This is a genomic window from Phyllobacterium endophyticum, assembly GCF_003010935.1.
Classification (GTDB): Bacteria; Pseudomonadota; Alphaproteobacteria; order Rhizobiales; family Rhizobiaceae; genus Phyllobacterium; species Phyllobacterium endophyticum.
The window spans coordinates 590949-604016 of record NZ_PGGN01000003.1 but is presented as its reverse complement, the minus strand read 5'-3'; the positions used below and the strand labels follow the sequence as shown (position 1 = coordinate 604016).

Below are 13068 nucleotides of genomic sequence, written 5' to 3'. Positions count from 1 at the left end.
TGAGTCGTTCTCTACCCGGTCACTTGACTGCGTCACCGAGCTTACGGAAGTTCGATCTCGCCGTCCACCACGTGGGTGAGGCTCGTGCCTTCCGCCGTCAGCGTCATGCGGACTTTCAGCTTCTTGCCGCTGATCTCTCCTTCGCGCGCCGTCTCCTCGATCTTGCGCTGTGAGGTGACGCCGACTTCCTTCAGGAACTTGCGGATCGAAATGTTGAAGGCGTCTTCACTCATGGTGGAACTCCTCTCTGTTGGGAAAGTGACTATAAGGGAAGGCGAGTGCTGAGAGAAGCAGGACGGTGACGCGGGGTGTCAACTGTACTGGGAAGGTGTGTCGTCGATAGTCAAATTCACAACATTTTTTCTTCGAAATGCTTGCCACCGCTGCCGGCATTCAAGATCCGCGCCCTTTTCAGGATGCGCCAGTACTCCGACGCGGCCGCTAGTGGTTGGCACCTGATGCGAACTGTTATGCCACGACGGATTTGCATCTGCCAGGGACCGGTTTGTGGCCCGACAAAAAGCAGATCGACAGCCGCGAATTCGTCGGGGAGCGCTCGGGGAACTGGCCTGCTGGCTTGACACGATCGGGAATCCGCTACCCTAGCAGCATCTGCCTAGTCGATCCGAAAAGACGGGCAAGAACTTCCCGGTTAACGGTTGAAGACACGACGATCTTTGTGCATCTTTGATGCGCTCGTTTGCCTGATCCCATAGCAAAGGATAATGCATGCCGCTTCGCGCGAAACTTCTGCTTATTGTCCTCGACGGCCTGCCCTGGCGCAACTGGCGCAAATATATGGGTAACCTCGAGGGCTGGGTAAAGTCGGGCGAGGCGCGCGTTTGGAAGATGCGCTCCGTCCTGCCATCGACCTCCGCCTCCTGTTACGCGTCTATCCACACCGGCGTATCGCCTCAGGTCCACCATGTGTTTTCCAACGAAACACTGTTTCGGGTAGAACAGCCCGATATATTTTCCGAAGTTGTAAAAGCGGGCGGCATGACAGGAGCGGTCACGCATTCGTTCTGGTCAATGTTCTTCAACCGTGTGCCCTTCGATCCCGTCGGCGACATCGAGTATGACGAACCTGACGGACCGATCACCCATGGTCGTTTTCACACGATGACCGGCTACAATCACAAAAATCAAATGACGCCCAGCGATACGGATTTGTTTGCCACGCTGACCATGCTCATAGAGCGTCACGGCATCGACTACGGCATTCTCCATACCTGTACGCTAGATTCGATGGGACACCGCTATGGTCATGATTGTCGCGAGATGGACGATGCACTCTTTGCCATGGACGCAATCCTGGCCGCTTTTTTGCCGCGCTGGCTCAAAGCAGGCTACGAGGTGATGGTGACAGCCGATCACGGCCAGACGGACCGAGGTCATCATGGCGGTAGCGGCGACGAAATGCAGGATTTTGCGCTCTATTATTTCGGCGCCGGCAAAGGACCTGAAGACGGTGTCCTGCTCGACCAACTGCAACTTGCCCCGACTGTCCTCGAACGACTGGGCGCACCCGTTCCGGCAACGATGAAAGCCGAATCTTTTCTGAGTTAGATGGATCTGGGGTACTGGCCTCTCCGGAGTAAGAACGCCCTGTAGACGGAGATATGATGCCCTTCTGTCTGCCTGGAGATGCGCAAGCGGATCATGCCACAACGGCAACAACTTCAAAATTGCAGCCGGCATGATCGGCGATCGTTGTCTGTGTTTAGCGCCAAACGCGGAGGACATGCGACCTGCACGCTCCCCAATGTTTGAGGACGACTGCCTCGATCGACATGGGAAAAGCGCCAAGACTACCAAAAACACCGCGGAACATCGCGATGAAGTGTAGCAAAACAGCTGCCGTCCTTTGCTGGGCTGATAGGGTAGGTCGAGCAGCCGGATCAACCTTTCAAACGCATCTGAAATTGACGTAAGACTCTGGTCAAACATCGGAAGAACGGCGCGGCTGACCACGATGATCGCGTCGCATCATGTTCCCGCTGCATCTCGACAAGAAACTGCGCAGGAAACCGACAAGGAGGAGCCGAGAAACGAGAGTTCATGGCTCGACTCACTGCCACGATTGGACGGCTGAGCCCGGATTGCATCCGATAGTGATTGATCACGAAGAACTATCTTGAAGTCAAATGGCAAACCTGCTGATCGACATTCGGCTTTTTCTCGGCGGATCCAGCGAATTTACAGACTGCCAGCATCAGGCGCGCAAAAGGCCCGGAGTATTCATAGCGGTACGGGCGATGCGGTCGGTGCTCCTCCACAACCACCGGCCACTCTGCCGAAGACCAACGTGAAATTTACGCCTCGGCTCTCCTCCTCCAGCCTCAAAGTCAACGTGATTGCAGCTTTGCCTACAAGCTCACACCGCTTGTTCTTGGCTGCTACTCCATTACGACGGCAAACTTCATCCATTTGGCAATAGAGTCGATCGGGCTGTCGTCGTTCATCCTCAGGGGACTCTGGCTGGGCGTGAAATCGCGTGAAAGCGCCGAATCGGGGTCCGAAAGCAGCACGCCGATGATCGTCGAGGCGACGAGCCAGCTGCCCACTTCGCCCAGTGATTGACCGCCACTCTGTTCGGCCTCTGCCAGACAGTAGAACCAAAGCGGCGTGCGTTGATGAAACTTCGCACCAGAATTGGTGAGGAAGTCTTGCATGTTGGGTTTGCCAGCAAAAATCGTACTCACGTCTTCAATTGGCGGGGAAGTGACTGCGCCGTGCTGCCTCAGGTAGCGGTGGACGGCCTGTCCTGTGGGAAGGCGCAGATTGTATCCACGCCTGAGATTGCGCCTTGCCAGGTGCTTGAAAAGGTCTTGAAGCTGACCTGCAGGCAGATTGTTACCCTCCTTCTGCATCACGCCGAGGGGAGGCGCCAGTTCGGTGTCGATCTTGCGTGCAACGCGCTCTGCCTGCCCGTCATTGATTTTCGGCGGATTGGCAACCACAAAGCGGCTCCAGTCAATCACCCAATTCTTTGGAAGTTTGGGACTACCGAACATGCCGCCCCCACCCGTGAACGTAAACAGCAGGTCAAAAGCGGCCGGATTGTTCGGTCTGCCAAACGTATTATTATGATCGTAGGCGGCTCGTACCATGGAATGGCCGAACCTGTAGGCCGCGGCCGAAAATTCAAGCGGCAGTGCATTGCCAAGTCGTATCGCTGGCTGACGGGCATCATATTCTGCCCGGAACTTGAAAAAATGCGTCGCGCGGCTGTCGACGATTCTGCTGACGACCGCCGGCTGGCAGATACCTTTCAAGTAGCCTTCCACGATCAACCATTGATAGTGGAGGCGCGTCAGCAACTGCGCTGAGTGGAAATCGGCAATCCAACCGGTATCGTGACTTGCCAGAAAGTCCACCGCCTTGTTGTGGAAGCGAAGAAAACTCAGATGAAACTGGGCGACGATCAGGTTTTCATCATTTCGTTGATCGCCTATCAGTGCCCGCAGCGGAAGCGTCGCCTCGAACGCAGCAAAGTCCTCACCCGACATCGATGCCTGAGCCAGGCGAAGGGCGGCTTGTCTTACGCTGTCCTGCACCTGGGAATAGCGCGGAAGGTCGCGATGCTCATCGAGGCTGTCTGGTAGAGGTCCAGGCTCTATCGCGGTGCCGACCCGCATCTTGTTAATCTGGGTGGGGTGGCGCATGCCCGAAATTACCGTTGCCACGTCTGCCGAGACACCGTCACCGGTTGGAATGCCGCCATAGACGCTGTCGAGATCAAAACGGGGTGTGCGGGCATTCCGCAGCTGCGCCTCGACAACCGAGGAGGATTGTGGCGGATGCGCATTGCTAAAACTGGTGATCAGGCTTTCCCGATCAGTCCGTGCGGTGAGCTCGTGATCCAGAAACTGTCCCCAGTATGTCAAGACAGGAGGCAGCGTTGAATCGGTGTCGGTGGTCTCACTTGCGGCCTGATCAATCATCAGGCTTCCGAGTTCATCCAGTTCGCCGAGCGTCTCGCCACTCTCAGGAAGGTAGTTTTCGGGGCGTCGAGTGGAGGAACCAGATAACCAAAATCTGCCTGTTCATCGACAGCAATGTCCCCATCCGCAGGAGGGGCGGCCCGTGACAAGCTCAAGTCTGGTGCGCCCGGTGCGCCTTCAGATTTTTCTGTGCCGCCATGAGATTGAAACATAACAGTCATTATTGGTCCTCCCTGTACGACCGTATTGCGCGCTGCCCCAAGATTGAAAGCAGCTATGAGCAGAAAGGCACTGTCAGGCTGCTGCTCCTCTGCTGGCGCAGGTAAACACCCGATTATGACGGGTTGCCTTGTAGCCGACAAAGTATTTCCATCGCAGATGGAATGTTTCTTAGACATTGTAAAAGGTTATTTCTGTTACAATGGCCGGTGATCGGTACTTGTTGCTACGCACGAAGGTGGCAACAACCTTTGATGCAGTTTCGACGACTTGAGCTATGGGTATCACGTTTATGAAAGTGGAAATCAATACACCAATAGGTATTACCTGTGTTGTGGATCAGACGTGGATCACTCGGTGGTCACAGCCCACGGGTACCGATGGCCGCTCTTGTCAACCAACAACGGGTTAGATCATCAAGGCAATCTGACTGACCGTCTGATTCTTCAACGCATTCGGGACGGACAACAAAGGTCCTCGAGACAAGCCACCTGGTTGCTGCCCGGCGGGCCGTATCACCCATTTGTATTAGCCCTGCGTTCCAGAACAGGCGCCTCTTCAACTCACGTCGACCGGCGAGCCCCGTTCACCATGCTTGGCGAACCGTACAAGGAATCCTAAAAACACGGAAACAGCTAAATATTGAATAAAAACAAAGATATCGTGGTGCTGGGATGCAGGGTTCGAACGAGCCAATCAGAATTCACAAGGACCGCATTTTCCATGCAAAGTGTCAGCTTTTTTTGCCCAACGTCTTGCCCTCGGCAATCAGCACTGGCTCAATCCGGACGGGCACGACCTCGCGAGCTGTCTGGATGGGCCAGGGGGGCATCGGTCTGACCAGGGCAGGATTTGCCCAGCTTAACTGGAGCACCACAATGGCACCCAGCCTTACCTGCTGTAGGATATTGGGCGGAGTGCATCGCGCACCGCGAAGAGCCGGATATGGAGAGCCACCTCGCAGCCGTCCTGATTGCCGATGTCGTTGGTTATAGCCGCTTAAGCCAAATCGACGAAGAAGGTACGCGCGCTCGTTTTCAGACAGACCTGAAGGAAACAACGAATATTTCTTTATAACCCAGTCGGACAGATTCGAGTTTTCAGTTGTAAAGTGAGATGGGATCAGCAGGATTGTAAACTCGTCCGCCCAACCCAGAGCCTTGAACGACCCAGCGTCACCGTATTGGCGCCCTAGTTTCAGGTATTGCGCTGTTTACGAGCGTGGCCACACCCCGGAGGAGGTCGTTTGGCCCCATGCATACCCGTCGCCAGTGCGTTTGCTGTCGCTGTCCTTATATATAATTTCTGCGCTAATACCAGGATGGATAGATGCCCGATCGCGCATGCGCCCTACGATGCTGCTCCAGTAGCAGTTCCCTAATGTCTGCCGCAGAGACCGGTTTGCCAAAGAGGTATCCTTGACCGAACTGACAACCGAGCTCGCTCAGTTGGCGCACCTGCTCAAGAGATTCAATACCCTCTGCAATCACACGCATGTCCAACCGGTTCGCCATGTCCATGATAGCTGCGACAATGACTGAACTTGCTTTTCCTATGGCCAAAGTTCCCACGAAGGACCGATCTATTTTTATGACGTCGACCGGGAAGCTCATCAGATGGGTAAGGGAAGCGTATCCCGTGCCGAAATCATCAAGTGCAACAAGCAGTCCTTTATCGCGGAGCCGCTTTACCGCTTTTGCCACGAACTGGTCGCTGCCGCCCATAAATACAGACTCGTTAACCTCCAGTACGATGTGTTTGAGCGGGACGTTTTGTTTGGCGAAGCATGCCTCGATCTTCGCCTGGAGATTTCCGTATTGAAAGTCCCCGGTCGTCACGTTGATGCCGACGTGCTCCACGGGGATTCCAAGATCCAACCATTCGCGAATGTCGGAGGCAACCTGGTTCAGCATTATCTCAGTAACACGCGAGGCTATCTTGGTATCGGAGAACGCAGCGGCAAAATCGCCGGCCGGGGAGACAGTGCCTTTCAGATCGGTTATGCGGACCAAAGCCTCCAGGCCTACAATTTCTGATGACGCCAGCTGTGCTATCGGTTGGTAATGTGCGGTTATGCGGCCCTCGGCCAATGCAGCGTCCACAGTGCGGATTGCGCAGATACGGTCGATGATCGAGGTGCGAAGCTCGGTGCGAAATTGAACATAGCCTCCCCGGTTTGTCTCCTTTGCGTGGTAAAGCGCAAAATCCGCATTCTGCCGCAACGTATTTGCTTCAACGCCGTCGGCTCCGAACAGGGCTCCGCCGATGGTGACGCTGGGAAAAATTGTGTCCACTCCAGCAGTTACGGGACCGCTGGTTCTGTGAAGAATGCCTTGAGCAGAGGCAGCCAGATCTTCTGCAGTTGTGACACCATCAATGATGACTGCAAATTCGTCCCCACCCAGCCGGAAGGCTGTCTCCCCGGGACGGTCCTTGCCAATCATGTTGGCCACACTTTTGATCAGGAAGTCGCCTACCAGGTGTCCCATAGTATCATTGACAGATTTCAAATGATCGATATCTACCAGAAGAAGCCCGAAACCGGCTTTGTCGTGAACCCGCCCGCAAAGCGTTTCATCAAAGCGGGTTCGATTGGAAAGCCCGGTCAGCGCGTCAAAGTATGCAAGCCTATAATCGCGCGCCTGCACCTCTTCATGCTCGATGGCAATAGCGCACAGATGAACACAGGTCTGAACGATTCGCCTCTCCAGTTCATCAGGGGTCCGGACTGTTCTGTAATAGAAAGCAAATGTACCCACCACGCGGCCATCGCGCGACTTTATAGGAGTAGACCAGCAGGCTCGAAGTCCAAGTGGCAGAGCCAGAGCCTTGAAATCGGCCCAGAGCGGATCGGATTCTATATCTGAAACGATTACGGCTTCACCTCGATAGGCTGCCGTTCCGCACGATCCGACGTTGGGGCCAGCCTGGATGCCCTCGAGCGCCTCAGAATAGGCGTCAGGCAAACTGGGTCCCGCCAGCGGATGAAGCTTCTGGTCCGGGTCTACTGTCAACACTGAACATACGATGGCCGGGACCAGATTCTCGATCCTGCGGCACAGCAAACCGGCAATATCGTGCAGCGTATCACCAGAGGCCACGGCTTCCAGAATTTCATTCTGGATGTGGAGCAGGAGATCACTGACGCCAGGCTTCATACAGATTTCCACATTAGAAGGGATTTACGCACCGTTTGTGCAACACTGCCTCCTATCCGTAAATATAACATGATCCGACGGTTATTGTTGCTTAAACACTCGTCGATCAGCGCGGCCTGCAAAGGTGTTTTGGGGCTTGTGAGAATTGGCCGTATTTACGTGGTGCTCGGCATGTGAGACATCTTCAACCCCGCCGCTATCGAGTACAACTGCTCGGACTGTGCTTCGAAAGTCCCATAACCATTCGACTGGAGCTGCATTCACCAGTTGAATTTTCAAGGATTTATCCTTCGAAGTCATTCTTCCAGTACAAAACTGCCGAGGATGAGAGCTTTTCTTGAAAACTTCGTCTCTGACCTGCAAAACGCCTGGATCACTTCCCTCTGTCGCGTTTTCGGCGACCGTTGGCCGTTGGCCGGCATTCAAAGAGGTTGATGGTTGTTGTGACGCGCACCGTTCTGCGCCAAACGGCTATGCGGGGCAGGGTCTTATTTTGCTAACGGACGCCTCGCCCCCGCCCTAGGGCACCTCTAGCAGGACCTCCTCTTTTCTGGCGAAAAGCGGAATAAAGTCCGGACTGAGCCTGAAATTCAGCTGCGAGATGTCGTTCAAGTGATCCGCGACTTTCTCGACCGCCGGCAGAACGGTTTCCAGGCGCGACGCGGAGACGATGCGTATCCCAGGTACCAGGAGCTTGGGTTCGCCGCGAAGGGCGCTGCTCAGTTCATTCTTTTTCGGCAGGATCTGCTTTTCATAGCTTTCTTCTACCCTATCCAACGCTTCGTTCAGCGCCTTCATATAGGCCCGCTTGTGCTTTTCGTAATCCTTGTCACTCACCTTGGTGCTGGTCAGAACGGCTGCCCACTCCTCCCAAATTGCCAGGCACTCCTTATTCCAGAACCGGAGCACGTGCCTATTATACCACTCGCGCTCCAACTCCGAGAGTTGCAGGTAGCGAACGTCAAACTGGTACTGCGGCGCGTTGCTAGCACCCACCAGGCGCGTGAACAGTTGTGACGGCACAACCTTCTGTTGATAGGAGTTCCAGATGGTGTGCGTCGTAACAGGCTCCCCTGGCTTCAGGATAGGAATCGAGCTGATCGGCATATCCAGGTCGCTGCTGAAGCCATTGGCTGTGAGATCCTCGAGGAATTTGATCGTGACATCGTCGGGGTTCGAAGGATCTGTCTCGTCAGACGCCTGCTCCCACGCAGTCATGGTGCTCTTCAATTCATCATTGTCGGTTACCGAGCTGTACTCGTTGTGTTGTACGACCACGCCGAAATTGCTGGTTTGTATCACCATACCGACGTGAAGAGGCAGACGCACCCAACGCGCACGAATTTGGCCGGCAAGCTCCACGTGTGCCCCGTTGATCCGGTTCAAGACCGACAAAAGCACGTAAGCCGATTTTACCGAGTGAACCCCGCAGTCGTGAAGTAATCGGCCGATGAGGTTACGCGGAAACGTATGTGTCAGATAGTTCGGGGGTCCTTCCGTCAGATTGAGCCTGGAGTGAGTCGTCACTTGGCCGAAATACACGCTGGCCGTTTCGACGGTCTCACGCCAGGCATTGACACCTGCCTTGCTCTTGTCCGCGGCGGTTTGGGCCTGGCGAGTGAACTCGATGAGTGTCTCTGCAAAAACGCTATACAGGAACGCGATCAACTCGTCGTTCTCGACCAGCCTGAGCCGCCCGCCATGTCGCCCGTTGATCAGGGCGCGCCGAAATGTGTGCGCTGGCGCCGGACGCCTGTTGGGCTCCCAAGCGTGTCCGTAAGTGATCAGTAAGTACGCAAGTTGACGATCTCTCGACACCTGTATGTTGCCGATCCTTTCGCCGCGGACGTGCGGCTCGTGCGTATCTTCACGATCCAGCGAGTTGAAGATGACGCTGCGAGCATTATGCGGCTCAAACGCGTCGAGAAAGCGGTGGAGTTTCGCGCGACCACGTCCATAATGGAACTCGGTGATGCGTATCACTTTGTTCAGAATCATGGTGCGGCGGTCGTTCTGCCGCTCCATTTCATCGTATATCTTCCCTGCTTTCACGTCCCTCGGAAGATCCTTCGGACTTAGAAGCCTCCACAGCGACAGTTGCAGATCTTGCAATTTGCGCAGACCGGAGGCGTCATTGCTATCTTGCTCCAGTTTCGCGACTGCGAATTCGAGGAGCTGCTGAAAAAGCATTTGCAGAACGCGATAGAATTGCTCGATCGCCTCAAGCAGTTGCTCGGGCAGTACTCTCTCGTGAAAGGACGGTCCTTCGGGCGGCGCACCCATCCTCGGAGCTGGGGGCAAATCGGCCTTCTCGAAATGTCGCATCGCGCCCTCCAGCCCGTTCAACGCCCGCTGCCACTCCTTCTCGCGATTGGGCAGAGTCAGCAGCCCCAATGATCGCGGCTGCTTCTTCACGATCGTAACGATGCCGTCCCAATTGCCTGCCACGCGCCTGTTCTTATCGCCGAACAGGGTTTGGGGCCAATTGACCAGGAGCTGGAACTCCTCAAACCATCCACTCAAAAGGATGCGGGCCATAAGAGAGTGAAAAAGCTCGTAGGATATGGCGTGTAAAGGATCTTCAAAACCGGACAGCTTGACGAGATCGCGCGTAAGTCGCGCGACAGCAGACCTCTCGCCCAGTTCGACGGCTTCGCAGAGCCCTTTGAGGACGACCAAATCGCTGACGTTCGGAGGATTTCTCGCGATCGCGTCGTCCACCTCCCTGTAGAAAACGCTTGCGCTTGAGCCATTCGCCATAGTCGCGCTCGAACTCTAGACCTTGGGCCTCCATTTCCACTCGTTCGGCGACAACCGCTCCCATTCGGGCAGCGTGTGACCCTTGCGCACCAGGACGGCCGTTGTCGGCAGATGCGTTTCCCACGGCTCGCCAACCGGCACTTCGCCGCGATCGCCTCCGGTGCGCTCCTTGATTTCATCGACGATCGGCTTGTAGAGAGGATGATCGATCGGCGGCTCGCCCTCATCGTTCCACACGTGCCCCTCCTGCATGAAATAGGAGACCGCCGCTTCGAAACCCACCCGAACCGGCACGACGACGCGCGCGTAGCCCGCCTTCAGGAACTCTTCAAGTTCGGCATCCATGTTCCGTGCACGGAATCGGTCTGCCCATCCTCCGGGTCGTGCCCAGAAATAAGGGTAGAAGACATACTGGATTTGATCCCACTCGAAGGCATGCTCGAAGAAGCGGATGATCGCCCCGTCGGCTTTGGCATCCTCGATGTCGAAGTGCGGCGGATAGAGTGAGCCGCCGCCGGTGTGTGCGGTGTTCAATAGGCCGGCATGTTCATTGCGAATGAACGCGAGGCAGTGCTTTTTCAACTCCGTCCGGATGATCCGTTCATTAACGGACGGCGGATTGCCGAACTCAAAGGCGAGCCCCTTTTCCGCTTCTTTCTTCTGTTTCAGCGTCTCGACTTCTTGCTGATACCTAAGCAAGACATTCGAATACGCCTCGGCGATCGTGTCATAGGTCGATGTGGCCCAGTCGCGCAGCCCTTCGGCCTGGCGCTGGAAGGTGACCTTCGTGTGCACACTATAGTTAGCGGTCTCATGCGCGAAAATATGGATGGTGAGCTTGTCGTCGTCGGCGTAGAGGCCGCCGTCACTTGGGAATACCGTCACGCGATTGGCATTGGGACGGTAGAAGCGAAGAGCTCCTTCTTGAACATCGATCCGCTCGTCCTGCGCCGTCGGACGCCAGTAATCGTATTCGTTGCCGAGACTGAAGGCGAAGTGAGGGTCCTCGTCCGTGACGCCCATCACCGTCGTCAATGCCCAGACGGGTCGGTAACCCTTCGGAATCTGGATCTCGATTTGGTTGCGGCTGCGAGGCTGATTCTCCTCTGAGTCGTTGCCCAGGCCTTGTGTGACGCTCGCGCTCCTCACCAGGAAAATCGGTGGTGGCGCCCTAAGACCTTTGGTGCCGTAACGGGCACCAAGACGCAGATAGTTGCCCTCGTGAATGTGGCTCGCGTCCGGTGCCTCGACCTCCAGTCTGATAGGCGGAATAGGCAATTCCGGATCCGGTTGCGGCATCTTTTCGAGGTGCCACATGTACGACGCCGGCTCCGGAATCATAAAGTCGAACATCTGGCGCAGCCCGTAGTTGAACACCTGCGACTCGTAAATCTTGTCGACGAACTGATAGATGCCTGCACTGTGCTCGCCGCTGTCATTTGTCAGGCGATGCTCGTTTACTTCCTCGACTTCGCGCAGAATTGTAAGCCGCCGTTCTTCTCGGACACGCTCGACAATGCGCTCCTTGGAGCGCTCGACGACGTCCTTTGCGTAGGTGACGGAGTTCTTAAGTCCATTTTCCTCGCTGGTTTGGTTGCTCACATCGAACTTGCTTTCGAACTCTACAGTCGGGCCGTACTTGCCGGAGAGTGACAAACCGAATCCGACCTTCTGATCGGCTTGCTGGGTGCGCGTGGTCTCGCGGTTAAGCTCGAAACGCTCTGTAGTTTGCAACTCGGTCTCTTTTTCGTGCTCCTGCTCTTTAAGCGTGCTGATCACTTCTTCGGTTCGGTTGAGCTGGCGATGGGTACGGAGTTTGGATTCACCGTCGAGAATATTTTCGATATGCGCAATTTCGCCGGCTTCATAGCGCTTGATTTGCTGTTTTACCACGAGCAGATCGGCGACACCGACCGCACTCAATTGGGCAGGACGCGGACTCGGCGCCGGTGGTTCTCCGGGCGTTTCCTCTGGCTGAGACGGCGTCAGCGCGCCATTGATCGCAGCGACAAGCTCACCGATATGGGTGTCTGCCAGCGACACACCGAGTTTTTCCAGCGTTGACTTTGTCCTAGACGACAAACGCTTGATGGCGCTGGCCTGCAACGTGAACATGCCACGCGCGATTGACAGGTTAAGATCGCGGATCGGATCGAGCCTCTCAAATTCGCGCTGGGCGCTTACCAGATCTCTGGACTCGCGCAGCGGATTGAACAGCGGGGGGTTGACAATCGCGGACGGCCTTGCCGTCGCGGATCGCAGCGCGGGCACATGGACCGTCGAGGCTGAGTCAACTGGCGACCTGCCGGGCGCTGACTGGCGAAATTCGGACTTCGCGGCACGCAGAAGCGTGAAGCGAAACAAACTGTTGTCGGCGCTGCCTGCCATCGCACGAACGCTCCTTTTCTACGCCGAGTTTCGGTGAGCTTGTTGTAGCGTATCGGGAGCCGGCAAATGCCGGTCTCGGACGACATACCTTTCGACCGCATGCCCCGAACCGAATCCTCCAACCATTCACATTTCAGCCCTTTGCAGGCGCTGGTGTTTCCCGGCCCACACGCGCCTCAGTCCAGATCCCCAAGGTATAAACAAGCTCAAATGCCGCGGAAGTACGTTACAGTTACAATGCCAGTCCGTTGCAGCCGCTTTTGGCGCGCAAAGACTTTTATAACGTCCGGACATTGCTGCAGATCAGCGATTGTGGAATTCGAGCCACCAATCAAATCGCTCATTATCTGCTGTTTCAAAGAAAGTTTCCTGACAGGCATGATGTGAAGCTAAGCAGCATCAATCCAACGCTCTTCTTTCAGGTCGCGCCAGGACATTGATTTCCCTGTGTTAGCCCGGCTACCTCAAAGTGGAAGCAGGCTGTGGCTATCGGCGACGGCATGATTGTCGGCAGCCGTATCATCAGTAGCTCATCGACATGAAGACTGCTGATGCCAACAACATCACCCTCGCTAGAAGAGATGAAAGATCCCAAA

The 13068-nt window shown here is 55.5% G+C and carries 7 protein-coding genes; 1 reads left to right on the top strand and 6 read right to left on the bottom strand.

The features are described 5' to 3' along the window. Nucleotides 1-41: 41 nt before the first annotated feature. Nucleotides 42-233: a DUF6494 family protein gene (locus CU100_RS17085; RefSeq protein ID WP_106717768.1), complete on the bottom strand. Its 192-nt coding sequence runs from the start codon at nucleotides 231-233 to the stop codon at nucleotides 42-44. A 496-nt stretch (nucleotides 234-729) separates the two neighbouring features. Here CU100_RS17085 and CU100_RS17080 point away from each other — a divergent pair, with 496 nt between their 5' ends. Further along, entirely contained in the window at nucleotides 730-1569 is an 840-nt protein-coding gene (locus tag CU100_RS17080) for an alkaline phosphatase family protein (protein WP_106717767.1), read from the top strand. An 830-nt stretch (nucleotides 1570-2399) separates the two neighbouring features. Here the strand turns inward: CU100_RS17080 and CU100_RS17075 are convergent. The 5 genes from CU100_RS17075 to CU100_RS17060 all read right to left on the bottom strand — a co-directional run bounded on the left by CU100_RS17075 (nucleotide 2400) and on the right by CU100_RS17060 (nucleotide 12472). Beyond that, the gene (locus CU100_RS17075) at nucleotides 2400-3947 is read right to left on the bottom strand and encodes a peroxidase family protein (protein ID WP_245419082.1); all 1548 of its coding nucleotides are present in this window, start codon (nucleotides 3945-3947) and stop codon (nucleotides 2400-2402) included. Beyond that, nucleotides 3947-4168, bottom strand: a complete 222-nt coding sequence (locus CU100_RS27325) for a hypothetical protein (protein ID WP_245419081.1) — start codon at nucleotides 4166-4168, stop codon at nucleotides 3947-3949. The genes CU100_RS17075 and CU100_RS27325 overlap by 1 nt, the downstream gene beginning before the upstream one ends. Nucleotides 4169-5476: 1308 nt before the next feature. Next, on the bottom strand, nucleotides 5477-7324 hold the full coding sequence (locus CU100_RS17070; RefSeq protein ID WP_106717766.1) for a putative bifunctional diguanylate cyclase/phosphodiesterase: 1848 nt from the start codon (nucleotides 7322-7324) through the stop codon (nucleotides 5477-5479). 519 nt (nucleotides 7325-7843) lie between these two features. Continuing rightward, nucleotides 7844-9739 (bottom strand): hypothetical protein, encoded by a 1896-nt coding sequence (locus CU100_RS17065; protein ID WP_146141863.1) that lies wholly within the window; start codon nucleotides 9737-9739, stop codon nucleotides 7844-7846. Nucleotides 9740-10099: 360 nt separating this feature from the next. Continuing rightward, nucleotides 10100-12472 (bottom strand): hypothetical protein, encoded by a 2373-nt coding sequence (locus CU100_RS17060; RefSeq protein ID WP_106717764.1) that lies wholly within the window; start codon nucleotides 12470-12472, stop codon nucleotides 10100-10102. Nucleotides 12473-13068: the final 596 nt, after the last annotated feature.

Coding starts and splice junctions, on each gene's coding strand:
- CU100_RS17070 (WP_106717766.1), bottom strand. CDS start 7,324: ATGAAGCCTGGCGTCAGTGATCTCCTGCTCCACATCCAGAATGAAATT.
- CU100_RS17085 (WP_106717768.1), bottom strand. CDS start 233: ATGAGTGAAGACGCCTTCAACATTTCGATCCGCAAGTTCCTGAAGGAA.
- CU100_RS17080 (WP_106717767.1), top strand. CDS start 730: ATGCCGCTTCGCGCGAAACTTCTGCTTATTGTCCTCGACGGCCTGCCC.
- CU100_RS27325 (WP_245419081.1), bottom strand. CDS start 4,168: ATGACTGTTATGTTTCAATCTCATGGCGGCACAGAAAAATCTGAAGGC.
- CU100_RS17075 (WP_245419082.1), bottom strand. CDS start 3,947: ATGATTGATCAGGCCGCAAGTGAGACCACCGACACCGATTCAACGCTG.
- CU100_RS17060 (WP_106717764.1), bottom strand. CDS start 12,472: ATGGCAGGCAGCGCCGACAACAGTTTGTTTCGCTTCACGCTTCTGCGT.